20 protein-coding genes are annotated in these 24,881 nt (G+C 70.9%); 14 read left to right on the forward strand and 6 right to left on the reverse strand.

Features of this window, described 5'->3' with window-relative positions:
* Positions 1-40 precede the first annotated feature (40 nt).
* The 3 genes from coaBC (at position 41) to OG905_RS33625 (ending at position 4,992) form a co-directional block, all read left to right on the forward strand.
* Entirely contained in the window at positions 41-1,243 is a 1,203-nt protein-coding gene (coaBC, locus tag OG905_RS33615) for a bifunctional phosphopantothenoylcysteine decarboxylase/phosphopantothenate--cysteine ligase CoaBC (RefSeq protein ID WP_328680223.1), read from the forward strand.
* A gap of 242 nt (positions 1,244-1,485) precedes the next feature.
* On the forward strand, positions 1,486-2,694 hold the full coding sequence (gene metK, locus OG905_RS33620) for a methionine adenosyltransferase (protein ID WP_328680224.1): 1,209 nt from the start codon (positions 1,486-1,488) through the stop codon (positions 2,692-2,694).
* 153 nt (positions 2,695-2,847) lie between these two features.
* Complete coding sequence (locus OG905_RS33625) at positions 2,848-4,992, forward strand: primosomal protein N' (protein ID WP_328680225.1); 2,145 nt, start codon at positions 2,848-2,850, stop codon at positions 4,990-4,992.
* Positions 4,993-5,074: 82 nt separating this feature from the next.
* Here the strand turns inward: OG905_RS33625 and OG905_RS33630 are convergent, their stop codons facing one another.
* Entirely contained in the window at positions 5,075-5,611 is a 537-nt protein-coding gene (locus OG905_RS33630) for a hypothetical protein (RefSeq protein WP_328680226.1), read from the reverse strand.
* A 250-nt stretch (positions 5,612-5,861) separates the two neighbouring features.
* Here OG905_RS33630 and fmt point away from each other — a divergent pair, with 250 nt between their 5' ends.
* The gene (gene fmt, locus OG905_RS33635) at positions 5,862-6,794 is read left to right on the forward strand and encodes a methionyl-tRNA formyltransferase (RefSeq protein WP_328680227.1); all 933 of its coding nucleotides are present in this window, start codon (positions 5,862-5,864) and stop codon (positions 6,792-6,794) included.
* Positions 6,795-6,864: 70 nt separating this feature from the next.
* Positions 6,865-8,298 carry an RsmB/NOP family class I SAM-dependent RNA methyltransferase gene (locus OG905_RS33640; protein WP_328680228.1) on the forward strand — a complete coding sequence of 478 codons (1,434 nt, stop codon included), beginning with the start codon at positions 6,865-6,867 and terminating at the stop codon, positions 8,296-8,298.
* A 218-nt stretch (positions 8,299-8,516) separates the two neighbouring features.
* Here OG905_RS33640 and OG905_RS33645 read toward each other — a convergent pair whose 3' ends face one another.
* From OG905_RS33645 to OG905_RS33655, 3 genes are all read right to left on the reverse strand, one after another.
* Positions 8,517-9,740, reverse strand: coding sequence for a branched-chain amino acid ABC transporter substrate-binding protein (locus OG905_RS33645; protein ID WP_328680230.1), 1,224 nt, complete (start codon positions 9,738-9,740; stop codon positions 8,517-8,519).
* Between the two features lie 243 nt (positions 9,741-9,983).
* Positions 9,984-11,099 (reverse strand): CapA family protein, encoded by a 1,116-nt coding sequence (locus OG905_RS33650; RefSeq protein ID WP_328680232.1) that lies wholly within the window; start codon positions 11,097-11,099, stop codon positions 9,984-9,986.
* A gap of 9 nt (positions 11,100-11,108) precedes the next feature.
* Positions 11,109-13,322, reverse strand: a complete 2,214-nt coding sequence (locus tag OG905_RS33655) for an MMPL family transporter (protein WP_328680234.1) — start codon at positions 13,320-13,322, stop codon at positions 11,109-11,111.
* Positions 13,323-13,479: 157 nt separating this feature from the next.
* Between OG905_RS33655 and rpe the strand changes: the two genes are divergently transcribed.
* The 4 genes from rpe (at position 13,480) to OG905_RS33675 (ending at position 17,937) form a co-directional block, all read left to right on the forward strand.
* Entirely contained in the window at positions 13,480-14,166 is a 687-nt protein-coding gene (rpe, locus tag OG905_RS33660; protein WP_142216015.1) for a ribulose-phosphate 3-epimerase, read from the forward strand.
* 75 nt (positions 14,167-14,241) lie between these two features.
* The gene (locus OG905_RS33665) at positions 14,242-15,276 is read left to right on the forward strand and encodes a sugar-binding transcriptional regulator (protein ID WP_328680239.1); all 1,035 of its coding nucleotides are present in this window, start codon (positions 14,242-14,244) and stop codon (positions 15,274-15,276) included.
* A gap of 161 nt (positions 15,277-15,437) precedes the next feature.
* A complete protein-coding gene (locus tag OG905_RS33670; RefSeq protein WP_443044103.1) occupies positions 15,438-16,886 on the forward strand; it encodes a GuaB1 family IMP dehydrogenase-related protein in 1,449 nt (482 codons plus the stop codon).
* 175 nt (positions 16,887-17,061) lie between these two features.
* Positions 17,062-17,937: an RNA polymerase sigma factor SigF gene (locus tag OG905_RS33675; RefSeq protein ID WP_328680240.1), complete on the forward strand. Its 876-nt coding sequence runs from the start codon at positions 17,062-17,064 to the stop codon at positions 17,935-17,937.
* An 88-nt stretch (positions 17,938-18,025) separates the two neighbouring features.
* Here the strand turns inward: OG905_RS33675 and OG905_RS33680 are convergent, their stop codons facing one another.
* Complete coding sequence (locus OG905_RS33680) at positions 18,026-18,409, reverse strand: ATP-binding protein (protein WP_328680241.1); 384 nt, start codon at positions 18,407-18,409, stop codon at positions 18,026-18,028.
* 46 nt (positions 18,410-18,455) lie between these two features.
* Complete coding sequence (locus OG905_RS33685; RefSeq protein ID WP_328680242.1) at positions 18,456-19,499, reverse strand: GDSL-type esterase/lipase family protein; 1,044 nt, start codon at positions 19,497-19,499, stop codon at positions 18,456-18,458.
* A 119-nt stretch (positions 19,500-19,618) separates the two neighbouring features.
* Between OG905_RS33685 and OG905_RS33690 the strand changes: the two genes are divergently transcribed.
* From OG905_RS33690 to OG905_RS33710, 5 genes are all read left to right on the forward strand, one after another.
* Entirely contained in the window at positions 19,619-21,883 is a 2,265-nt protein-coding gene (locus OG905_RS33690) for a sensor histidine kinase (protein WP_328680243.1), read from the forward strand.
* Positions 21,876-22,298 (forward strand): roadblock/LC7 domain-containing protein, encoded by a 423-nt coding sequence (locus OG905_RS33695; protein WP_328680244.1) that lies wholly within the window; start codon positions 21,876-21,878, stop codon positions 22,296-22,298. Before OG905_RS33690 ends, OG905_RS33695 begins: the two co-directional genes overlap by 8 nt.
* Positions 22,299-22,301: 3 nt before the next feature.
* Positions 22,302-22,670: a DUF742 domain-containing protein gene (locus OG905_RS33700; protein WP_328680245.1), complete on the forward strand. Its 369-nt coding sequence runs from the start codon at positions 22,302-22,304 to the stop codon at positions 22,668-22,670.
* A 244-nt stretch (positions 22,671-22,914) separates the two neighbouring features.
* Positions 22,915-24,381, forward strand: coding sequence for an amino acid permease (locus OG905_RS33705; RefSeq protein ID WP_328680246.1), 1,467 nt, complete (start codon positions 22,915-22,917; stop codon positions 24,379-24,381).
* A 10-nt stretch (positions 24,382-24,391) separates the two neighbouring features.
* Positions 24,392-24,847: an Lrp/AsnC family transcriptional regulator gene (locus OG905_RS33710; RefSeq protein WP_324985777.1), complete on the forward strand. Its 456-nt coding sequence runs from the start codon at positions 24,392-24,394 to the stop codon at positions 24,845-24,847.
* Positions 24,848-24,881: the final 34 nt, after the last annotated feature.

Below are 24,881 nucleotides of genomic sequence, written 5' to 3' on the forward strand. Positions count from 1 at the left end.
CATGGGCATGTACGAATCGTCGGGAGCGGGGAGTTCCGTGGTGGACAGGCCGAAGGTCGTTCTGGGGGTCAGCGGAGGCATCGCCGCGTACAAGGCGTGCGAGCTGCTGCGCAGGCTGACGGAGTCGGGCCACGACGTACGGGTGGTGCCGACCCAGTCGGCCCTGCACTTCGTCGGCGCCGCGACCTGGTCCGCGCTCTCCGGCCACCCCGTGTCGACCGAGGTCTGGTCCGATGTCCACGAGGTTCCGCACGTACGGATCGGGCAGGGCGCCGACCTGGTAGTCGTCGCCCCGGCCACGGCCGACATGCTCGCCAAGGCGGCCCACGGCCTCGCCGACGACCTGCTCACCAATACGCTCCTCACGGCCCGCTGTCCGGTGGTCTTCGCGCCCGCCATGCACACCGAGATGTGGGAGCACCCCGCAACCCAGGAGAACGTCGCGACACTGCGCCGCCGGGGCGCCGTCGTCATCGACCCCGCGGTCGGCCGGCTCACCGGCGTCGACACCGGCAAGGGGCGGCTGCCCGAGCCCGGCGAGATCTTCGAGGTCTGCCGGCGGGTGCTCGCCCGCGGCGTTGCCGCCCCGGATCTCGCGGGCCGCCATGTGGTCGTCAGCGCGGGTGGCACGCGCGAGCCGCTGGACCCGGTGCGCTATCTGGGCAACCGCTCCTCGGGCAAGCAGGGGTACGCCCTGGCCCGTACCGCCGCGGCCCGTGGCGCCCGCGTCACGCTCATCGAGGCCAACACCGGCATCGCCGGCCCGGCGGGCGTCGACGTCGTCCACGTCGGCACGGCCGTCCAGCTGCGCGAGGCCGTGCTCAAGGCCGCGGCGGACGCCGATGCCGTCGTGATGGCCGCGGCGGTCGCGGACTTCCGCCCCGCCGCGTACGCCGAGGGCAAGATCAAGAAGAAGGACGGCCAGGAGCCCGCGCCTGTCGTGCTGGTCCGCAACCCGGACATCCTCGCCGAGATCTCCACCGAGCGGGCCCGCCTGGGCCAGGTGATCGTCGGCTTCGCCGCGGAGACCGACGACGTGCTCGCCAACGGCCGCGAGAAGCTGCGCCGCAAGGGCTGTGACCTGCTGGTGGTCAATGAGGTGGGGGAGCGCAAGACCTTCGGCTCGGAGGAGAACGAGGCCGTGGTGCTCGCCGCGGACGGCGGTGAGACGCCGGTTCCGTACGGACCCAAGGAGTCCTTGGCGGACACTGTCTGGGACCTGGTCGTGCCGCGCCTTGGGTGAATTCTTGGGTTCGCTTCGATGTACGGATGAAATCCCGAGAAGTCCGGCATACTGACCCAGGAACCAGGTCTGTCGCTCTGCAGCCCCGCGTCGGAACACACGTCACACAGCTCCCACGGAGCGAGACGGGTGGACCACGGTGGGAGAGCGCCGGATAAACTGCTCGTGGAACGTCGCGGGGCGCAGCCCCCGGCCGGTCCGCCAATGATCAGCCAGCAGCCGCTGCAACCCCAGGGAGCATTGTGTCCCGTCGTCTGTTCACCTCGGAGTCCGTGACCGAGGGTCACCCCGACAAGATCGCTGACCAGATCAGCGACACGATTCTCGACGCCCTTCTGCGGGAGGACCCCACCTCCCGAGTCGCCGTGGAGACCTTGATCACCACCGGTCTGGTGCATGTCGCCGGCGAGGTGACCACCAAGGCGTACGCCGACATCCCCACGCTGGTGCGCAACAAGATCCTCGAGATCGGCTACGACTCCTCGAAGAAGGGCTTCGACGGCGCGTCCTGCGGCGTCTCGGTCTCCATCGGCGCACAGTCCCCGGACATCGCGCAGGGAGTCGACACCGCGTACGAGAAGCGCGTCGAGGGCGACGAGGACGAGCTCGACAAGCAGGGCGCCGGCGACCAGGGCCTGATGTTCGGCTACGCCTGCGACGAGACCCCCGAGCTGATGCCGCTGCCGATCTACGTGGCGCACCGGCTCTCGCGCCGTCTGTCCGAGGTCCGCAAGAACGGGACCATCCCGTACCTGCGCCCCGACGGCAAGACCCAGGTCACCATCGAGTACGACGGCGACAAGGCCGTGCGCCTGGACACCGTGGTCGTCTCCTCGCAGCACGCGTCGGACATCGACCTGGACTCGCTGCTCGCGCCCGACATCCGCGAGTTCGTCGTCGAGCACGTGCTCAAGCAGCTCGTCGAAGACGGCATCAAGCTGGACACCGACGGCTACCGCCTGCTGGTCAACCCGACCGGCCGCTTCGAGATCGGCGGCCCGATGGGCGACGCCGGCCTCACCGGCCGCAAGATCATCATCGACACCTACGGCGGCATGGCCCGCCACGGCGGCGGCGCCTTCTCCGGCAAGGACCCGTCGAAGGTGGACCGCTCGGCTGCCTATGCGATGCGCTGGGTCGCGAAGAACATCGTGGCCGCCGGCCTCGCGGCTCGCTGCGAGGTCCAGGTCGCCTACGCGATCGGCAAGGCCGAGCCGGTGGGCCTCTTCGTCGAGACCTTCGGCACCGCGGCGGTCGACGTCGACAAGATCGAGCAGGCCATCGGAGAGGTCTTCGACCTGCGCCCGGCGGCGATCATCCGCGACCTGGACCTGCTGCGCCCGATCTACGCGCAGACCGCGGCGTACGGACACTTCGGCCGCGAGCTGCCGGACTTCACGTGGGAGCGCACGGACCGCGTGGACGCGCTGCGCAAGGCCGCGGGTCTCTAGAACGACTGAGATCTGCAGGACGACCTGAGCCTCCAGGCTCGTGCGACGGCCCCGGACCGGGATGGTCCGGGGCCGTCGCACGTCCGGCGCCCGAGGATCGGGCCGGATCTCCGGCGCCCGGCTCTGTCAGTGGCATCTGGTAGGAATTTGGCTGTGAGCAGCGACAACAAGCAGCCCGAAGAGCCCGCCGCCGGTGGGCCGGAGCAGCTTGCGCTCATTCGGGAGACGGTGCGCAAGGCCAAGGTGCCCAAGGCGAAGCCGCGGACCTGGCGAGGGGCCGCGCTCGCCAAGGAATTGCCCGTAGCACGGGTGATGGTCAACAAAGGGGTGCTGCATCTCGATCAGTACTTCGACTACGCCGTGCCCGAAGAGCTGGACGCGGACGCGCAGCCCGGGGTGCGTGTCCGCGTGCGGTTCGGGGCCGGGGCGCACCGGGTGCGGGAAGGGCGGCGCGAAGGGGGCGGCCTGATCGACGGCTTTCTCATCGAGCGGCGTGCCGAGTCGGACTACGGGGGAGCGCTGGCCGCGCTCGCCTATGTGGTCTCGCCCGAGCCGGTGCTCAGCCCTCAGATGCTTGCCCTGGCGCGTGCGGTCGCCGATCGCTATGCGGGGAGCCTGGCGGATGTGCTGCAGCTCGCCGTTCCGCCGAGGAACGGACGGGCCGAGGCGAAGCCCTCGCCGGAGCCGTTGGCGCCGCCCGGTGCGCCGGAGCCCGGGAGCTGGGTGCGGTATGGCCGGGGGGCGGCGTTTTTGGAGGCGCTCGCGACTGGGGGAGCGCCGCGGGCGGTGTGGACCGCCTTGCCCGGGCCCCAGTGGCCGGACGAGCTCGCGCGGGCCGTTGCCGCGACGCTCGCCTCCGGGCGGGGCGCGCTGGTCGTCGTGCCCGACGGGCGGCGCGCCGCGCGCGTCGACGCCGCGCTCACCGCGCTGCTGGGGGAGGGGCGCCACGCCCTGCTCACCGCCGAGTCCGGCCCCGAGAAGCGCTACCGGCAGTGGCTCGCCGTGCGACGCGGGTCCGTGCGCGCCGTCGTCGGCACCCGGGCCGCGATGTTCGCCCCCGTACAGAACCTCGGCCTGGTCGCGATCTGGGACGACGGCGACTCCAGCCACAGCGATGAGAACGCGCCGTTCCCGCATGTGCGCGAGGTGCTGGAGCTGCGGGCCGCCCACGACAGATGCGGCTTCCTGCTGGGGAGTACGAGCTGCACGGTCGAGGCGGCCCAGCTCGTGGAGAGCGGCTGGGCGCTGCCGCTGATCGCCGACCGCGAGCAGGTGCGCGAGACCGCGCCCCTCGTGCGTACGGTCGGGGACGGCGAGCTGGCGCGCGACGAGGCAGCGCGGGCGGCACGGCTGCCGAGTCTGGCCTGGCAGGCCGTACGGGACGGGCTGAAGAGCGGACCGGTGCTGGTCCAGGTGCCCAGGCGCGGCTATGTGCCGAGGCTCGCCTGCGAGCGGTGCCGTACGCCCGCGCGCTGCCGCCACTGCGCGGGCCCGCTGGAGGCGCCGGACGAGCGCGATCTGAAGTGCGGCTGGTGCGGGCGCGGTGCGCCCGACTGGCACTGCGTCGAGTGCGGCAGTACGAGACTGCGCGCCCAGATCGTGGGCGCCCGGCGCACGGCGGAGGAGCTGGGCCGCGCCTTCCCCGCCGTCCAGGTGCGCACATCGGGCCGGGACCATGTGCTGGACAGCGTGCCCGGGCGCCCCGCGCTCGTGGTGAGCACGCCCGGTGCGGAGCCCGTCGCCGAGGGCGGATACGCGGCGGCGCTGCTGCTCGACGGCTGGGCGATGCTGGGGCGGCCCGATCTGCGGGCGGGTGAGGACGCGCTGCGGCGCTGGATAGACGCGGCCTCGCTGGTACGCGGGCAGAGCGAGGGCGGCACGGTGGTGGTGGTCGCCGAGCCGACGCTGCGTCCCGTACAGGCGCTGGTGCGGTGGGACCCGGTCGGGCACGCACAGCGCGAGCTGGCCGAGCGGGCGGAGCTCGGGTTTCCGCCGGTGTCGCGGATGGCGGCGGTGTCGGGCCGGGCGGAGGCGGTCGCCGCGTTTGTGGCGAGTGCCGAACTGCCGGGCGACACCGAGGTGTTGGGCCCGGTCCCGCTCCGGGTCACGGACCCGGGCAGGCCCCGCAGGCCGGGTGATCCCCCAGTGGGCGAGACATGGGAGCGGGTGCTGCTCAGGGTGCCGCCGGGCAGCGGAGCGGCACTGGCCGCGGCGCTGAAGTCGGCCCAGGCGGCCCGGATGGCGCGCGGGGGCACCGAGCAGGTACGGATCAGGGTCGACCCGCCGGACATCGGCTGAGGGGTCCCGCACACCGGACCCCGCGCCTCGCACAGCAGACGACTGCCCCCACCCGTCGGGGCAGGGGCAGCCGGGCGGGAGGTCAGCCGTTGCGCGGGCCGGGGAAGGCGCTCGGGCGGGCCTCCTCGCGGTGGGATTGGCTGCCGGGCGCCGACTGCGTCGGCATCGTACGGGCTGCGGGGACGGCCGACAGGCTCGGGCCCACCGGCAGCGTGCGGGTCGTCGCCGTCTCCCCGCCGTGGTCCACATCAGCGGTGCCCGCCTGCTGCGCAGCCCGCCGCGCTCCGTATCGGCGGTGTACCGCCTGCTTGGTGACTCCCAGGGCCGAGCCCACCGCGTCCCACGAGAAGCCCAGCGAACGGTCGAAGTCCACCGCCGCGGTCACCAGTGTCTCGACGCTGTCCCGCAGCTCCTGCGCCAGACGGACGGTCGGGGCCGGGGCTCTGCCGTAGACGACGAAGCCCGTGGAGGGGCCTGAGCGGCGCGGGCGGTAGACATTGCCCAGCTGGGCGGTGAGCGTGCGCAAGGCGTCCACCTGCCGGCGGACCCGCTCGATGTCACGCACCAACAGGTGCAGACTTGCCCGGGCTTGGGCGTCGTGGGTTGCGTGGTCGGCCATTGACAAGCCTCTCGAACCGGCGTTGAAAAGGGGGTGGGCCGCATCCGGGGCGGCCCGCTTCGGTCAATCTCTCTTGACCAACGCTCCACCCGGCGATGTGGTCACGGGGCAGGGGTGTATGCGTATGCGCGCGGGGCGCACGGCCGCCCGTACGCCCCCTGCAGCCCGCCCCATAGACTGGTGTGCTGCTCGTCACCGCACGGACCAGTAGTTGCCAGCACGCATCAGCCTGAGAGGCAGTCAGCCACCGATGAAGCTCGTCTTCGCAGGCACCCCCGAGGTCGCCGTACCCGCCCTGGACGCCCTGATCGCCTCCGACCGGCATGAAGTGGCCGCCGTCGTCACCCGGCCCGACGCACCCGCGGGGCGCGGTCGCCGCCTGGTGGCCAGCCCCGTCGCGCAGCGTGCAGAGGAGGCCGGGATCGAGGTGTTGAGGCCGGCCAGACCGCGCGACGAGGCGTTCCTCGAGCGGCTGCGCGAGATCGCGCCCGACTGCTGCCCGGTCGTGGCCTACGGCGCGCTGCTGCCCAAGGTGGCCCTCGACGTGCCCGCCCGTGGCTGGGTCAATCTGCACTTCTCGCTGCTGCCCGCCTGGCGCGGAGCCGCACCCGTCCAGCACGCGATCCTCGCGGGGGACGAGATGACCGGCGCATCGACCTTCCTGATCGAGGAAGGCCTCGACTCCGGGCCGGTCTACGGCGTGATCACCGAGCATGTACGGCCCACCGACACCAGCGGCGACCTGCTCACCCGGCTCGCCTTCGCGGGCGCCGGGCTGCTCGCCGCGACCATGGACGGCATCGAGGACGGCACCCTGCAGGCCGTGCCGCAGCCGGCCGAGGGCATCTCGCTCGCGCCGAAGATCACCGTGGAGAACGCCCATGTGGACTTCAAGGCCCCGGCGCTGCGCGTCGACCGCCTCGTCCGCGGATGTACCCCGGCGCCCGGCGCGTGGACGGCCTTCCGTGGGGAGCGGCTCAAGCTGATCCACGTGGCACCGGTGCCTGACCACACAGAGCTCAAGCCCGGCGAACTCTCGGCAGGCAAGAACAATGTGTACGTGGGCACCGGATCGCACGCCGTCGAGCTGCTCTGGGTCCAGCCCCAGGGCAAGAAGCCGATGCGCGCGGCCGACTGGGCGCGCGGGGTGCGCATCGCCCCGGGAGAAGGAGTCGGCGCATAGAGCCGGGCGTGAGGGTGGGCGCGGCGGACGTAGGCTGAGGGCGTTCGACCCTTTCGATCGCGGAGCACCTTTGAACGAGCAGGCACATCGCCGTCCCCCGAAGCCGTACCGCCGCCCCAAGAAGGATCCCGTGCGGATCCTCGCCTTCGAGGCGCTCAGGGCCGTCGACGAGAGGGACGCGTACGCCAACCTGGTCCTGCCGCCCCTGCTGAAGAAGGCTCGGGAGAAGGACGACTTCGACGCGCGCGACGCGGCGCTCGCCACCGAGCTCGTGTACGGGACGCTGCGCCGCCAGGGCACGTACGACGCGATCATCTCAGCATGCATCGACCGGCCGCTGCGCGAGGTCGACCCGCCCGTGCTCGACGTGCTGGCGCTCGGCGCCCACCAGCTGCTCGGGACGCGGATCCCCACGCATGCGGCGGTCTCCGCGAGCGTGGAGCTGGCGCGGGTGGTGCTCGGCGACGGTCGGGCGAGGTTCGTCAACGCCGTGCTGCGCAAGATCTCGCAGGACGATCTGGACACCTGGCTCGAGCGGGTCGCTCCGCCCTACGAGGACGACGCCGAGGACCACCTGGCCGTGGTGCACTCGCATCCTCGGTGGGTCGTCTCCGCGCTGTGGGACTCGCTGGGCGGCCCCCGCGCCGGGATCGAGGACCTGCTGGACGCCGACAACGAGCGGCCCGAGGTGACCCTCGTCGCCCGGCCCGGCCGCTCCACCACCGGCGAACTGCTCGATGTGCTGGGCGAGGAGTCCGGGCTGCCGGGGCGCTGGTCGCCGTACGCCGTGCGGCTGGCCGAGGGCGGCGAACCCGGCGCCATCGAGGCCGTACGCGACGGCCGGGCCGGTGTCCAGGACGAGGGCAGCCAGCTCGTCGCGATCGCCCTCGCGAACGCGCCGCTGGACGGACCCGACGAGCGCTGGCTCGACGGCTGCGCAGGACCCGGCGGCAAGGCGGCGCTGCTGGGCGCGCTCGCCGCGCAGCGGGGCGCATCGCTCCTGGCCTCCGAGAAGCAGCCGCACCGCGCCCGTCTGGTGGAGCGGGCGCTCGCCGGAAACCCCGGCCCGTACCAGGTCATCGCCGCGGACGGGACGCGTCCGCCGTGGCGTGAGGGCTCCTTCGACCGCGTACTCGTCGATGTCCCGTGCACCGGCCTCGGCGCGCTGCGCCGCCGTCCCGAGGCCCGCTGGCGTCGCCGTCCCGAGGACCTGGAGGGCTTCGCGCCGCTCCAACGCGGGCTGCTGCGCGAGGCGTTGAAGGCCGTACGGGTCGGGGGAGTGGTCGGATACGCGACCTGCTCGCCGCACCTTGCCGAGACCCGGGTGGTCGTGGACGACGTACTCAAGGGCCGCGGCGGCGAGGCCGTGGAGGCCGAGTTGGTGGACGCCAGGCCCCTGATGCCTGGTGTTCCCGCGCTGGGCGACGGGCCCGATGTACAGCTGTGGCCGCATCTGCACGGCACGGACGCGATGTACCTCGCGCTGCTGCGCCGTACGGCCTGAGACGAGGCGTCGTCGTCTGTAGGTTCTCAAAGCACGGGGCCGGGGCGTACGTACTCACACGGAGCGGACACAGCGGCGAGGCCGGGCTGCTCCCTCCCTGAGGAGGGAGCAGCCCGGCCCCGTGAGGCCTCTGCGGTGGATGATCACTGGCCGCGCAGGCCCGGAAGGGCGAGTCGCAGCAGGACAGCGGCGAGATGATGGTGTGACTGCGCGGTCGGTCAGCCTCCGAACGTGCCGGTGGTGACCGCCTTCCAGGTAGCGCCCGAGACCTCGTAGACGGTGAGCTGCTTGTTGGTGGCGTCGCCGTATTCGTCGAAGGAGACCTTGCCCATGACTCCGTCGAAGGAGACCTTCTGCAGGGCCTCGGTGACGTTGGCGCGGGCGTCGGAGGGCAGCTTGCCGTCCTTGGCCACGGCCTTGACCGCCTGGATGATCGCCCAGGCCGAGTCGTAGGAGAAGCCGCCGTAGGCTCCGTACGCCTCTTTGTACCCGGCGGCCTTGTAGTCCTCGATGAACTTCTTGGCGGAGCGCAGGTCCTCGACGGGTGCGCCGACGGAGGTGGCCATGTCGCCTTCGCCGCGGGCGCCGGTGAGCTTGACGTACTCGTCGCTGTAGATCGCGTCGCCACCGATGAGCGGGATCGCGGCACCCGACTTCTTGACCTGCGCGCTGAGCGGGCCGGCCACCGGGTACTCACCGCCGTAGTAGACGACGTCCGCGCCCGAGTTCTTGATCTTGGTGGCCACGGAGCCGAAGTCCTTGGCCTCCGGGTTGACATGCTCGGTGCCGACGACCGCGCCGCCGAGCTTCTTGAAGTGGGCGGAGAAGGTCGCCGCAAGGCCGGCGCCGTAGGTCTTCTTGTCGTCGACGACGTAGACCTTCTTCTTCTTGGCCGTGTTGTACAGGTACTCGGCGGCGAACGGGCCCTGGATGGCGTCCGTGGTCGCGGTCCGGAAGTACGACTTGAACGGCCGGATCTTCTTCCCCGTGTCCCACTTGTCGCCTTGGGTGAGGGCGGGGTTGGTGTTGACCGAGACCTCGACCACCTGGGCTGCGTCGAAGACCTTCTGCATGGACTGGGCCACGGAGGAGTTCAACGGGCCGACGACTCCGAGGACGCTCTTGTCGGCGACGAGCTTGGTTGCGTTCTGCTGGCCGGAGGAGGGCTGTGCCTGGTCGTCGAGAGCCTCGATCTTGAAGGTGACGCCTGGCACCTCCTTGTTCTTGTTGGCCTGCTTGACGGCGAGGTCGACCGAGTTCTTCATGCCGAGGCCGAGAGCGGAGAGCTCCCCGGTCAACGGCGCGTCGAAACCGATGGTGACGACGGTGCCGTCGGCGGCGGCGTCGTTGGCTTTGCCTGTGTCACGGGAGCCGCACGCTGTGAGCGAGAGTGCTCCGGCGGCGAGCGCGGCGGTGACAGCTATGAGAGAACGGTTGCGCACGTTCGGTCCTTCCCCTTCGAGGCGCTTGACCGCGCTGTCGGGCCGAAGATCGGTCCTCTGGCATGGCGGCTGGCGTGACTCTAGATGGCGTCCACCGAAGTGAGCAGTGGGGACGAACCGATGTGATTCTCTTGTGATGGCGCGCCTGAGGCGAAGGACTTCCCCTCATGGGGCCGGTTCCGCGGTCACGATGCGGCGGTGGAGCGTGTCAGTGGACGCCGGGCGTGGCGGATGGCGGGCCGCTCATTCCCGGGACGGCCGGACGACGAGGCTGCCGTCCGGCCCGGACTCGACGCGGGAGCCGAAGCGGTGGCTGATCCGGTCGAGGACGCCGTGCAGCCACCGTGCGTCCTCGGGCGAGGCATGTCGCAGACGCATCCGCCGGGCCTGCATCGGTGTGATGCGTACGTCCTGGAGCCTGCCGGTCTCGGGGTCCAGCGAGACGAAGTACAGCAGGCGCAGGTCGTCCCGGTACTGCTCGTAGCCGCCGATGCCCTCGTAGTCGTCGATCAGGTCGCCGCAGCCGTAGGCGATGAGCTTTCCTCCGTACACCTCCAGCGGCCTTGGATGGTGCGAGGAGTGCCCGTGCACGACATCCACCCCGGCATCGACGAGCGCGTGGGCGAAGCGGATCTGGTCGCGCGGGACGTCGTAGCCCCAGTTGGAACCCCAGTGGATCGAGGCGACCGCGATGTCGCCCGGTTGTCTGGCCTGCCGTACCCGTGCGGCCACGTCGGCCGCGGCGGTGAGCGAGGGGGCCGCGAAGTCGATCCCGCTCCGGTCCTGAGTGGCGGCCCAGCTCCGCGGGATGCCGCTGGATGCCATCCCGAGGGAGAAGACCAGGACACGCCGGCCGTGTCCTGCCGGGACGATCGCGGGCCGCCGGGCCTCGCCGGAGCTGCGTCCCGCGCCTGCCGTACGCAGCCCGGCGGCGCTCAGCGCGTCAAGTGTCTCTTCCAGGCCGGGGCGGCCGTAGTCCAGGACATGGTTGTTGGCCAGTACGCACACGTCAGGACGGGCGGCCGCCAGGCAGGGCAGGTTGGCCGGGTGCATCCGGTAGTGGACCTCTTTGCCCGGTGCGATCTCGTCGTGCTGAGTAACGCTGGTTTCCAGATTGACGATCCGTGCGTCGGGCGCGGCCTCGTCCAGCACCGGCAGCGCGTCGCCCCAGGGCCAGGAGAAGTCGGCGGGTCGTGGAATCGGGCCGTTGGCCGCCTCCGCGAGCTCGACGTAGGCGCGGGCGTCCCGGAGCCAGATCTCCGGCAGCGTCGGATCACCGGGGTGCGGAAGGATCTGGTCGACACCGCGGCCGAGCATCACGTCGCCGCTGAGAAACAGCGTGGCCGGTTCACCGGGCACTCCCTCAGGCTAGGACCCCTCGGGCTCGTTCGGTGAGGAACCGCCGCCCGACACCGCGCCGCCGGACACGGCGCTTCCCGCCACCGCGGGCTCCGGCGTCCGTGGCTCGTCCTCGCGGGCCCGTCGGTGCGGCCACCAGATCTTCGGCCCCACGTCCAGGAACAGACCTGTGACCAGCACGGACCGGACGATGAGGGTGTCGAGCAGCACGCCGAGCGCCACCGCGAAGCCGATCTCCGCGAAGGCGACCATCGGGAGAGTGCCCAGCGCCGCGAAGGTGCCCGCCAGGACCAGGCCCGCCGAGGTGATGACCGCGCCCGTCGCCGCCAGGCCGGTCAGCACGCCCCGTCTGGTGCCCAGGCGGCCCGCTTCCTCGCGGATACGGGTGGTCAGGAAGATGTTGTAGTCGATGCCCAGCGCCACGAGGAAGACGAAGACGAACAGCGGGAAGTCGGTCGCCTCGCCGGCGTAGTCGAAGATGTAGCGGAACGCGAGCGCGCTCAGGCCCAGCGCTGCCGCGAAGGACAGCACCACCGTCCCGATCAGCAGCAGCGGGGCGATCACAGCGCGCAGCAGCAGCGTGAGCACCAGCAGCACCACGGCCAGGACCAGCGGAATGATCACATAGTTGTCCCGCGTGGTGGCGGTCTCCGCGTCCAGGAGCGCTGCCGTGCCGCCGCCCACCTGGGCATCGGCGTCCGGGACCGCGTGCACGGCGTCCCGTACCCGCTCGACCGTGGCCCTGGCCGCCTGGCTGTCCGCAGGGTCCGACATGGTCGCCTCGAACAGCACGCGGCCGTCGTTGACCGGTTTGGTGCCGGGCGGGATGGTGATCGACCGGGGAACCACGCCAGAGGTCGTGGCGACGGTCTCGCCGACCGTCCGGGCCTGTGGCGCATTGGTGATGATCACCAGGGGGTCGCCGCTGCCCGCGGGGAAGTACTGGGCCTGGACGGACTGCCCGACGATCGAATCGGGTTCGCCGGTGAAGGCGTCGGCGTTGCTGATGCCGTCGGCCCGCAGCTGGGTCAGCCCCAGGGCGAAGGCCGCGAGGATGACGGCGGTGATGCCCCATGTCGCACGCGGGCGGCCGGCGATACGCCGTCCCGTACGGGCCCAGAAGCCCCGCTCGGTGGGCTCGGGCGAACCGAGGTGCGGGATCGCGGGCCAGAAGATCCAGCGGCCCAAGATCACCAGCAGGGCGGGGAAGAGCGTCAGCATGGACACCAGGGCGACCGCGACACCGATCGCGGCGACCGGGCCGAGCCCGCTGGTGGAGTTCATCTCGGCGAACAGCAGAACCAGCATGCCGAGCACCACGGTCGCGCCGCTGGCCAGCACCGCGGGACCGGCGCGGTGCAGCGCCAGGGCCATCGCCTCGTGCCGGTCCTCGTGCCGGCGCAGCTCCTCGCGGTAGCGGGCGACCAGCAACAGGGCATAGTCCGTCCCCGCGCCGAAGACGAGGACGGTCAAAATGCCCGCGCTCTGCCCGTTGACGGTCAGATCGGCATGCGTGGCCAGGAGATAGATCAGCGCCTGCGCGGCGGAGAGCGCGACGATCACCGAGATCACCGGGACCAGCAGCAGCGTCGGACTGCGGAAGGTGATCAGCAGCATCACGATCACGACGCCGAGTGCCGCGAACAGCAGGGTCGAGTCGATGCCCTCGAAGGCCTCGGAGAAGTCGGCGGCCGTGCCGCCGGGGCCGGTGATGTGCACCTCCAGTCCGGTGCTGCTCTTGCCTGTTATGTCGCGGATGGAGTCGACGGCGGGCGCGATCCGGTCCCAGCCCTTCTCGTCCATCGTGATCGGTACGAAGACCTGGGCGGCCCGCGGGTCGACCGGCCGGTCCAGAACGGGACCGCGGGTCTCGTTGCCGCGCACGCCGTGGTCCCGCAGCTGCTTGATCGCCGCGACGTCCTCGCTGATCTGCTGCCGGTCGGCCGGGGTCAGGCCGCTGTCGCGCGCGTACACGACGACCGCGGGGATGACCTCGGGCCTGAACCCCTTGGACTCCTCGAGCACTTGGGTGGATTCGGCACTGCCTGGCAGCCAGGACGCGGCGTCATTGTCCTGGGCGTCGCCGAGCTTCGATGCCAGCGGGAAGGCGAGCACCATCACCGCCAGCCACAGCACGACGACGACCCATTTGCTGCGCCGCCCGCAGACGAAGTGGGCGACACCCTTCTTGGGCCGCTCCTGTCCCTTGATCGCGTCCGGCATGACGCCCCCAATTACCCCTCGCGGCGGGCCGCATGGCCCTCACTGGTGGGCCGATTCGCCAGGATTGCACGGAGTGCGCCGATCCGGGGAGCCCTTGGTCCGTACCGGGAGTCGTACCGAGGAAGGGAAGCGCTCCGGAACGTGGCAGGCTTGGCCCATGGCCGTACAGATCAGCCCCAGTATCCTCTCCGCCGACTTCTCGCGCCTGGCGGAGGAGGCGAAGGCAGTCGAAGGCGCCGACTGGCTGCATGTCGATGTCATGGACAACCACTTCGTGCCCAACCTGACCCTGGGCGTACCGGTCGTGGAATCTCTCAGCCGGGCGACGGACACCCCGCTGGACTGCCATCTGATGATCGATGACCCCGATCGATGGGCTCCGCAGTACGTCGAAGCGGGGGCCGGATCCGTCACCTTCCATGTCGAGGCGGCGGCCGCGCCCGTACGCCTCGCGCGGGAGATCCGGGCCAAGGGCGCCCGCGCCTCGATGGCGCTCAAGCCCGCGACGCCCATCGAGCCGTACGAGGACCTTCTCCCCGAGCTCGACATGCTGCTGATCATGACCGTGGAGCCCGGCTTCGGTGGTCAGGCCTTCCTCGACATCATGCTGCCGAAGATCCGCCGCACCCGTGAGCTGATCTCCAAGCACGGCCTCGAGCTGTGGCTTCAGGTCGACGGCGGCGTATCGGACGCGACGATCGAACGGTGTGCCGAAGCCGGCGCGGATGTGTTCGTCGCCGGTTCGGCGGTCTACGGGGCCAAGGACCCGGCGCAGGCGGTGCGCTCGCTGCGCGCCAAGGCCGAGGAGACCATCTCCTCGGCGGCGTGGGCTTGCAACCACTGAGCCACAAGCAAGTGAACTCAACCCAACAGGGCTGATCAAGAACCGCCGGATCTGACAGGATGACGGATCCGGAGTGTGTACAGCAGTGAGGAGATCGCGGTGTCGACGGGCCGGTCAGCCATGCGGATGGGACCCGCTGAGCTGGTGCAGGCGGCGGCCATGGCCCGCCGCTTCTACCTCGAGGGCAAATCCAAGATCCAGATCGCTGAGGAGTTCGGCGTCAGCCGCTTCAAAGTCGCCCGGGTCCTGGAAACCGCACTCGAACGTGATCTCGTAAGGATCGAGATCCGCGTACCCGCAGAGCTGGACGCGGAGCGCTCGGACGCGCTCCGCGCCCGCTACGGACTGCGGCACGCGGTCGTGGTCGAATCCCCGGCGGAGGGCGAGGAGGAGTCGCCCGACCCGGAGAACCTCGGCGAGGTGGCCGCCGACCTCCTCGGCGAGCTGGTGAACGAGGGCGATGTGCTCGGGCTGGCCTGGGGCCGGTCCACCATCCACATGGCCGCCGCGCTCGACCGGCTGCCACCGTGCACGGTCGTGCAGCTCACGGGCGTGTACGACGCGGGGACCGCCGAGCGCGGCTCGGTCGAGGCCGTCCGGCGCGCCGCGCAGGTCTCCGGCGGCGAGGCCCACCCCATCTACGCCCCGATGCTGCTGCCCGACCCGGCCACCGCCGCGGCGCTGCGCAACCAGACCGGCATCGCCCGTGCCTTCGAGTACTTCGACAAGGTCACCGTGGCTGCCGTCTCCATCGGTTCGTGGGAGCCGGGCATCTCGACCGTGCACGACATGCTCACCGACGAGGAGCGCGCGCACTACGCCTCGCTCGGCGTCGCCGCCGAGATGTCCGCGCACCTCTTCGACGCGGAGGGCCGCCGGGTCGGCCGTGACCTGGGCGAACGGTGCATCACGGTCGAGGCCGACCGGCTGCGCCGTATCCCCGAGGTGGTGGCGATCGCGGGCGGTCAGCGCAAGGCGGACGCGATCGCGGCCGTCCTGCGCTCCGGGCTCGTCACCAGCCTGGTGACGGACACCGCTGCCGCGGACCATCTGCTTGCGGCGCCTCCCGGACCGCGGCCCGCGCTGGACCGGGCCGACCCGGACGACTGACGCCCGAGCGGCGGGGAACGTTTGGAGGATCTGCCGGGGGCCATGCCCGTGAGCTGGAGTTTTTGCCTGGGCATCACATCCGCACGGCCATGGGACAATGAAGTACGTGCGATTTCCCCGGCTGAGATGCCCGGGGGCCAACTCCGATCGACTGGGATGTTCTGCACGTGCGTTTCCTCAATGACCTGAAGCCGCCGTACGACCTGACGTACGACGACGTATTCATGGTGCCGAGCCGCTCGGCCGTCGGCTCCCGTCAGGGCGTGGATCTGTCCTCCCCGGACGGCAGCGGCACCACCATCCCGCTGGTCGTCGCGAACATGACCGCCATCGCGGGCCGCCGGATGGCCGAGACGCTCGCCCGCCGCGGCGGCCTCGTCGTCATTCCCCAGGACATCCCGATCGACGTCGTCACCGAGGTCATCTCCTGGGTCAAGACGCGCCACCTCGTCCTTGACACCCCGATCGTGCTCGCCCCAGGCCAGACCGTCGCCGACGCGCTGTCCCTGCTGCCGAAGCGGGCCCACGACGCGGGCGTCGTCGTCGACGCCGACCACCGGCCCGTCGGTGTCGTCACCGACGCCGACCTGTCCGGCGTCGACCGCTTCACGCAGCTGTCCGAGGTCATGTCCCGGGACCTGCTGCTGCTCGACGCGGACATCGACCCGCGCGACGCCTTCAACAAGCTCGACCACGCCAACCGCCGCTACGCCCCCGCCGTGGACAAGGACGGCCGGCTCGTCGGCATCCTCACCCGCAAGGGCGCCCTGCGCGCGACCCTCTACACCCCGGCCGTCGACGCCAACGGCAAGCTGCGCATCGCCGCCGCCGTCGGCATCAACGGCGATGTCGCCGGCAAGGCCAAGCAGCTCCTCGACGCCGGTGCGGACACCATCGTGGTGGACACCGCGCACGGCCACCAGGAGTCGATGATCAGCGCGATCAAGGCGGTCCGCGGGCTCGACCCGCAGGTGCCCATCGTCGCGGGCAACATCGTCGCCGCCGAGGGTGTACGCGACCTGGTCGAGGCCGGCGCGGACATCATCAAGGTCGGTGTGGGCCCCGGCGCCATGTGCACCACCCGCATGATGACGGGCGTCGGCCGCCCGCAGTTCTCGGCCGTGCTGGAGTGCGCCGCCGAGGCGAAGAAGTACGGCAAGCACGTCTGGGCCGACGGCGGTGTGCGCCACCCGCGCGATGTCGCCATGGCGCTCGCCGCCGGTGCATCCAACGTCATGATCGGCTCCTGGTTCGCCGGGACCTACGAGTCCCCGGGCGACCTCCAGCAGGCCGCCGACGGGCGTCTGTACAAGGAGTCCTTCGGCATGGCGTCCGCCCGCGCCGTGCGCAACCGTACGAGCGAGGAGTCGGCGTACGACCGCGCCCGCAAGGCGCTGTTCGAGGAGGGCATCTCCACCTCGCGGATGTTCCTCGACCCGACCCGTCCGGGCGTCGAGGACCTGATCGACTCGATCATCGCGGGCGTCCGCTCCTCCTGCACCTACGCCGGTGCGGGCTCGCTGGAGGAGTTCGCCGAGAAGGCGATCGTCGGCATCCAGAGCGCCGCCGGTTACGCCGAGGGCAAGCCGCTGCACGCCAGCTGGAACTAGCTCGGGCCCGACAAGATCGACCGGACAGGACCCAGGAACGACCACACCACGTCCGGCCCTCGCGAAGCTCGCGGCGGCCGGACGCGGTAATTCCTCAACTCCCGATCGCGCAGGCATGCGTGGCGAATGCCTGGGTATACGCGCCCTGCACTGACCACGAGCAGGGGAGGACGAAGTGTCCACGGCGAGCACGGTCACGACCGAACTCACACAGCCTGGCACACAGCGCCCGAACATGGCGGAGCTGGATCTTCCGTCTGTGCCGAATCCTGGAGAGGTAGCACCCAGAGACGCGCGCGAGATCTCGAAGCTCTTCTTCGTACGGCTGGCCTCGCTGGACGAGGGGACGCATGAGCACCAGTACGTACGGAACACGCTCATCGAGCTGAACCTGGCGCTGGTCAGGTATGCGGCGGGCCGGTTCCGCAACCGGGCCGAGCAGATGGACGACATCGTCCAGGTCGGCACCATCGGCCTGATCAAGGCGATCGACCGGTTCGAGCTGAGCCGCGAGGTGGAGTTCGCGACGTTCGCCGTTCCGTACATCGTCGGAGAGATCAAGCGGTTCTTCCGCGACACCAGCTGGGCCGTCCATGTGCCGCGCAGGCTGCAGGAGTTGCGGATCGATCTGGCGAAGGCGACGGACGAGCTCTCCCAGGAGCTGGACCGGGCGCCGACCACGGCCGAGCTCGCCGGGCACCTCGGGCTCGACGAGGAGGAGATCATCGAGGGCGTGGTCGCCAGCAACGGCTACACCGCGGGCTCGATCGACATGCCCATCGACGACGCCTCCGACCACGCACCGGTGCCGCTGTCCGACCGGCTGGGCGCGCCGGACGCCGATCTGGAGATCGCGGAGAACGTCCAGGCGCTCAAGCCACTCATCGAGGAGCTGGACGACCGGGACAAGAGGATCCTGCGCATGCGCTTCGGCGAGGAGATGACCCAGTCGGAGATCGGCGTGGAGCTCGGCGTCTCGCAGATGCATGTGTCGCGGCTGCTGACGCGGATCACCAAGCGGCTGCGTGAGGGCCTGCTCGTCGTGGAGTGATCCACCCATCGCCCCCGAGGACCCCCCACGGGAGAAGCGGCGTCCCGGCCGTCCGGGACGCCGCTTTCACGTGTTCATGTGTGAGCGGTCAGTGCGACTGCCGCAGCCAGGTCGCCTGCACCCGCTTTCCGTACGGCAGGGGGCAGACCTCCACCTGCGCGGCGAGACTCAGCACCATGTGCCAGCCGAAACCGCCGCCACCGGCGAAGTCGGGCTCGCGCGGTACGGGAGGCAGCGGGCTGGAGTCGTCCATCTCGACCACCAGCGTGTCCTGTCCCGCCCTCAGATGCAGCTGCCACCAGCCGGCGGTGTGCCGTACCGCATTGGCGACCAGTTCGGAAACGACCAGCAGCACCGCGTCCAGGTCGGCCCAGGGGCAGTGCTGCAGCAGAAACTCCGCGGTGGCCCCTCGGGCTCCCGCGCTGCCTCTGTGTGGCGAGTGGTCGATCACCACATGTGGTTCTGCGTTCATCTCCGCTCGCCTACCCCACTTGTCGCACTTCTATCAGCCGGTTCCCTTAGATAAGTTTCGTGCGCAGTACGCCGGCGACCGCGGCCGCCATCGCGGCATGGCCCTCGTCGTCGGGGTGCACTCCGTCGGCCAGCTGGGAGGGGCCGATCAGGTCCCGTCCGGGCAGAAGGGAGAGCCGCCCGTCGCCGGTGGCCTCCCCGCTGTCGAGGACGGCCCGCTCCAGCGCCGTACGCAGCTCGGCGAGCGTCGCACCCAGCCGGTTGGCGGTCTGCTCGGCCTCGGGCCGCAGCACGGGGGAGAGGACCAGCAGCGGGATCCGCGGATGCCCCTGCCGTACGAGCGCGATGAACGCGCGCGTCGTCTCGTAGAGCAGCGGGGCCGAACAGGGAACGCCGGTCCAGCAGTTGGTGCCGAAGGCGAGGGTGATCACATCGGCGGGGAGGGCCGACAGCTGCTCCGCGGTGGCCAGTTCGCCGCGGGCCGCGCCCGCGTAGCCCAGGTTCACCGTGTCCAGGCCCAGCATTCGCCCGGCGATGGCGGGCCAGGAGTGGGCGGGGCGGGTGGACCACCAGCCCTCGGTGATGGAGTCGCCGTGGACGAGCCAGCGCGGCTGACGGGGCGCGGGCGCGATGGTGCCGCCGATGCCGCGCAGGCCGAGGATCACGGGGGACTGGGCCTCCGGCGGGTGGACCGTGAACCGGCCGCGGGCACCGGCCGGGAGGGCAACGGTGACCACCGTCTCCTCGGCGGGCTCGGCGATCGTCTCGGAGACGAGGCCGCCGCCCTGCCAGAGGGCGAAGCAGTGGGCGACGGTGCGCAGGGCATCGTTCTCTCCCGGCACCGAGGCGCGGTAGCGGATCTCCACCGCCTGCGCGCCCTCGGCGGTGAACTCCAGCCGCACGCCGATGGGCAGTGCCGCGCGCTGCCCGGTGTCCCACGGCAGCCTGCCCAGATCCGAGGGGTCCGCGCGCACCGCGCGTCCCTCCTCCAGCCAGGCCACACCACACAGAAAGGGGCGGGGATCGAGCCAGCTCACCGGGGACCTCCAGGGGTTGGGGGCGGTTACCTCCAGGAACATTGCGTTGTCCATGTCCCGTCGCGTAGCTTGACTGCCCCTACCGGGGGGTAACCACCGCTGATCAGTTGTCCTATTGCTCTGGGGAGACCATGCGCCGGCGATTGCGCCGCCCCACGATCCGTGGACGGATCGTGACTCTGACGGTCATACCCGTCATCGCACTCATGGCGCTGTGGACCTTCGCCATGGTGTCGGTGACGGGAGACCTGCGGGCCCTGATCCGCGTACAGGGTGTGTACGAGAGTTTCGGCACGCCCGTCGACACCGCCATCGGCCAGATCCAGATCGAACGCCGGATCTCCGCCGACTATCTGGGAGCAGGGCGCAAGGACAGTTCCGCAGCCGTCGCCGCTCTGACCCAGCAGCAGCGCTCGACCGACCGGGCCGTGCGCGCCATGCGCGAAGCCATCGGCGACCGGGACCGGCGCTCGGATCTGTCCGACCGTCAGCGGCAGTCCCTCGACGCGATGGCACGCTCCGTCGACGGTCTCGAAGACCTGCGGGAGAAGGTGATGGCGCGGACGATCTCCTGGGACGGCGCCGTCGACGCGTACACCGCCATGGTCGAGCCGACCTTCGACGTGCAGTCCACGCTGACCGCCCTGCAGGCCGGTCAGATGGCCCGTGAGGGCCAGGTGGTCATCGAGCTGGTGCGGGTACGGGAGTTCGTCTCCCGTGAGGACGCGCTCGTGGCCGGGGCGCGCGCCTCGGGCAGCCTCACCGACCAGCAGTACGACACGCTCACCGCGACCATCGAGGACCGGCGGGTCTTCCACCGTACGTACGTCGCCGATCTCCCCGACGACTCCCGGCAGTTGTTCGCCGACTTCGAGAAGGGCGAGGAGTACCGGGCGCTGACCGCGGGCGAGGACGCCCTGCTGCGCGCGGGTGCTTCCGGCGCGGGCAAGGCCATGGCCGCCGAGTCGTGGCGGACCACGACGGATCGCGCGGTCAAGCGGTACATGCTGCTGTGCACCGACTCGGCGCTCAACACCGCCGACCGCGGGCGGGCCTTCGCCTACCGCGAGATGGTCAAGGCGGCCGTCGTCGGCGTGCTGGGGCTGGTCGCCGTCGGTCTGTCGATCCGGTTCTCGATGGTCAGCGGGCGGCGCATCTCGCGCCGTCTGGAGGAGCTGCGCGACGCCGCCGATGTGCTGGCCACCCGTCAGCTGCCCGACGTGATGGAGCGGCTCGGCGCGGGCGAGGAGGTGGACGCGGCAGCGGCCGCCCCGCCACTGGACTTCGGCGACGACCACCGGGGCCCGGACGAGATCGGCCAGGTCGGGCAGGCGCTCAACGCCGCACGTCTGGCGGCGGTCGAGGCCGCCGTCAAGCAGGCGACGCTGCGCCGCGGAATCTTCGCCGTTCTGCTCAACATCGCCCGCCGCAACCAGGCGCTGGTCCACCGTCAGTCGAAGCTCGTCGACACGCTGGAGCGGCGCACCAGCGACCCGGACACGCTGGAGGACCTGTTCCGGATCGACCATCTGACGACCCGGATGCGACGTCATGCGGAGGGGCTCATCATCCTCTCCGGCGCGACGCCGGGACGCCGCTGGCGCCGGCCGGTGCCGGTGGCTGACATCGTGTCCGCGGCGGCCGGTGAGATCGAGGACTACACCCGGGTCGTGGTGCCGCCGATGCCCGCCGTCGGCATCAGCGCGGAGGCCGTGGCCGACGTGGTGCACCTGCTCGCCGAGCTCGTCGAGAACGCCGCCGCCTTCTCCCCGCCGCACACCCAGGTCACCATGCGGACCTCGGACGCGCGCAACGGCTTCGTGCTGGAGATCGACGACCGCGGGCTCGGCATGGACGCCGCTGAACTGGAGCAGGCGCACCGGACACTGGCGCATCCCGGCGACTTCGACCCGGCGCAGGACGAGCGCCTCGGCCTGTACGTCGTCGGGCGGCTCGCCGAGCGGCACGGGATCGGGGTGACCCTCACCAGGTCGCCGTACGGCGGCACCACCGCCGTGGTGCTGCTGCCGCACGCGATCCTCGCTCCCGTCGACGAGCCTGCCGCCACCGAGCCCCGGGACAGGCCCCGGCCCGTGCGGGCCGTGCCCGCTCCCAGAACGCTGGAGGCCGTGCCCGCGGTGCACGACCGTGCCCCGGAGGAACCCGAGCCCGCGCCACCGGCCACCCCAGGTCCGCCGCTGGGCGGGCTGCCCACCCGGGTCCGCCAGGCCTCGCTCGCCGCCCCGCTGCGCGAGACGCCGCCGGCATCTGCCGACGGACCCGAACGTGAGGTGTCCCCGGACGAGATGCGCTCGATCTTCGGAGCTTTCCAGGCCGGCCTCGACCGTGGCCGCAAGGGCGATAGCGTCGGCCCCGCGTCGCCGAGCGCCGCACGGCGCCCCCGCACGACAGATGAAGGGACGGACGACGATGGCTGAGACAAGCACCGGCGATCAGTCGGGCCTCGGCTGGCTGCTGGACGATCTGCTGGCCAGGACCGACCACGTCCGCCAGGCGGTGCTGCTGACGGCCGACGGTCTGGTCAGCAGCGCGTCCCGCGGCATGGTCAGGCGGGACATCGAGCATCTGTCCGCCGTGTGCGCGGGCTTCCACAGCCTCGCCAAGGAAGCGGGCGACCGCTTCGAGGCGGGGAGCGTCCGCCAGACGATGGTCATGCTCGACAACGCCTTCCTCTTCATCACCCCGGCCGGCGACGGCAGCAGGCTCGCGGTGCTCTCCGACATCGAGACCGACGTCGGGCAGCTCGCCCATGAGATGGCACTGCTGGTCAGGCGGGTGGGCCGACACATGGCCGTCCCCACGCGCTCGGCCGCCGAGGCCACCGACGCCTGACCCGTGAGCGACCACTGGTACGAGGACGAGACCGGTCCCCTGGTGCGGCCGTACACCGTCACCCAGGGCCGGACCCGTCCCGCCTCCGAGCACGGCATCGATCTGATGTCCCAGGTCACGGCCCTCGACCTCGACGGGTCCGAGCCGCCGCTCGACCATGCCCGCAGCTCGCTGCTCGACCTGGTACGCCGCGAGCCGCGCCCCGTCGCCGAGATCGCCGCCGACGCGGATCTGCCGCTGACCGTCGTACGTGTCCTGCTCGCCGATCTGGTCGAAGCCGGACTCGTCAGGGTCTCCGCACCGGTCACTCACGAGGGTCTCGACGACCCCGAGCTGCTGCGCGAAATCGTCGACCGTCTTCGGGAGCTGTGAGGCTTTCGTTCACCGGAGCGCAATGTTTCCCCGTGGCGCCCGTCATCGCGCAATGATCGTTCGCGGATGCGCAACAACCCTGCATTACGGGCACGAGCGTGCGGCTCGTAGGCTCACTCTCCGTACCAGGAGTGGCGGTGACCGTCTGCTCGGCGGTTCCCTCCCCTCATGCGCGGGCTTCTTCGCCATGCCCGCGAGCCGCCGGTCACCCGCCGCCGACCCGCAGCCATGAAGGAGCCCCGCAGTGCTTGATGCCGGCGCAGCCCCACCCGCCAAGCAGCCGTCCACCGCCCAAAGCCCGGGCCTCGGCGCCCGGCTGATGCGGCGTAAGCCCGTCGAGCAACTGGTCGCCGAGGGCGGCCAGGGCGAGGGCGGCGCACTGCGCCGCTCGCTCACCATGTGGCAGCTGACCATGATCAGCATCGGTGCGACGCTCGGCACCGGCATCTTCGTCGTGCTCGGCGAGGCCACCCCGCTGGCCGGCCCTGCGGTCGCGATCTCGTTCGTCGTCGCAGGCCTGACCGCGTTGTTCTCGGCGCTCTCCTACGCCGAGCTGGCCGGATCCATCCCCGTCTCCGGCTCCTCGTACTCGTACTCGTACGCCACCATGGGCGAGATCGTCGCCTGGATCTGCGGCTGGTGTCTGATCCTGGAGTACGGCGTCTCGGTCGCCGCCGTGGCCGTCGGCTGGGGCGAATACCTCAACGAGCTGCTCGACGGCACCATCGGTGTCACCATCCCCGACGCGGTCTCCGCACCGCTGGGCGAGGGCGGCCTGATCAACCTGCCGGCGCTGGTGGTCGTACTGCTCGCCATGGTCTTCCTGATGGGCGGCGCCAAGGAGAGCGCCCGGATCAACACGATCATGGTCGGCGTGAAGATCGTGACGCTGCTGCTCTTCATCGGCATCGGCTTCATGGGCATCAAGGCCGGCAACTACACCCCGCTCGCCCCGCTCGGCGTCTCCGGGATCAGCGCCGCCGCGGCCAGCCTCTTCTTCTCGTACATCGGCTTCGACGCGGCCTCCACCGCAGGTGAAGAGGCCAAGAACCCCAAGCGGGACCTGCCGCGCGCGATCATGCTGTCGCTGCTGATCGTCACCGTGCTGTACTGCCTGGTCGCGCTCGTCGCCGTCGGCGCCATGCCGTGGCAGGACTTCGAGGGCACCGAGGCGGCCCTGGCCCAGATCATGAAGGACGTCACCGGCCAGAGCATCTGGGGCGTCGTGCTCGCCGCGGGCGCGGTCGTCGCCATCGCGTCGGTGGTCTTCGCCGTGCTGTACGGCCAGACCCGCATCCTGTTCGCCATGTCCCGCGACGGCCTGGTTCCCAAGCTGTTCGCCAAGGTGAACCCGCGCACCGGTGCCCCGCGCGCCAACACCGTCATCGTCTCGCTCTTCTGCGGTGCCCTCGCGGCCTTCATCCCGCTCGGCGAACTGGCCAACGCCACCAGCATCGGCACGCTCTTCGCCTTCGCGCTGGTCAACGTCGCCGTGGTGATCCTGCGCTACAAGCGCCCCGACATGAACCGCACCTTCACGGTGATGCTCTTCCCCCTCACCCCGATCCTCGGCTTCGCCTTCTGCGCCTACCTGATGTACACGATGCCCGGCACCACCTGGACGGTCTTCGGTGGCTGGATGATCGTCGGCCTCGTGTTCTACTTCGGATACGGCATACGCCGCTCCCGACTGGCCACGGCAGAGAAGTGATCCACCCGCAGTGCGACTGAACGAACTCGACGAACGCATCGTCCACGCCCTCGCCGAGGACGCCCGACGCTCCTACGCGGACATCGGCTCCGAGGTCGGCCTCTCCGCGCCCGCCGTCAAGCGGCGGGTCGACAGGCTGCGCGCCGAAGGCGCCATCACCGGGTTCACCGTCCGCGTGGACCCGGCGGCGCTCGGCTGGGAGACCGAGGGCTTCGTCGAGATCTACTGTCGCCACAACACCTCGCCCGACGCCATCCGCCGCGGCATGGAGCGCTACCCAGAGGTCGTGTCCGCCTCCACCATCACTGGTGAGGCGGACGCGATCGTCCAGGTCTTCGCCTCCGACATGCGCCACTTCGAGCGGGTGCTGGAGCGGATCGCGGGCGAGCCGTTCGTGGTGCGCACCAAATCGGTGCTGGTGCTCTCCCCGCTGCTGCGGCGCTTCTCCTCGGGCGCTCCCGCCTGATCGGGCGGATCCCGGACTGTTTCTGCGACTCCGC

The sequence above is a fragment of the Streptomyces sp. NBC_00322 genome, from assembly GCF_036147535.1.
Taxonomy (GTDB): domain Bacteria; phylum Actinomycetota; class Actinomycetes; order Streptomycetales; family Streptomycetaceae; genus Streptomyces.

Excerpts from the sequence above, each read along its gene's own strand:
- OG905_RS33630 (WP_328680226.1), bottom strand. The coding sequence starts at position 5,611 with ATGGCCGACCACGCAACCCACGACGCCCAAGCCCGGGCAAGTCTGCAC.
- fmt (WP_328680227.1), top strand. The coding sequence starts at position 5,862 with ATGAAGCTCGTCTTCGCAGGCACCCCCGAGGTCGCCGTACCCGCCCTG.
- OG905_RS33655 (WP_328680234.1), bottom strand. The coding sequence starts at position 13,322 with ATGCCGGACGCGATCAAGGGACAGGAGCGGCCCAAGAAGGGTGTCGCC.
- rpe (WP_142216015.1), top strand. The coding sequence starts at position 13,480 with ATGGCCGTACAGATCAGCCCCAGTATCCTCTCCGCCGACTTCTCGCGC.
- OG905_RS33680 (WP_328680241.1), bottom strand. The coding sequence starts at position 18,409 with ATGAACGCAGAACCACATGTGGTGATCGACCACTCGCCACACAGAGGC.
- OG905_RS33685 (WP_328680242.1), bottom strand. The coding sequence starts at position 19,499 with ATGGACAACGCAATGTTCCTGGAGGTAACCGCCCCCAACCCCTGGAGG.
- OG905_RS33695 (WP_328680244.1), top strand. The coding sequence starts at position 21,876 with ATGGCTGAGACAAGCACCGGCGATCAGTCGGGCCTCGGCTGGCTGCTG.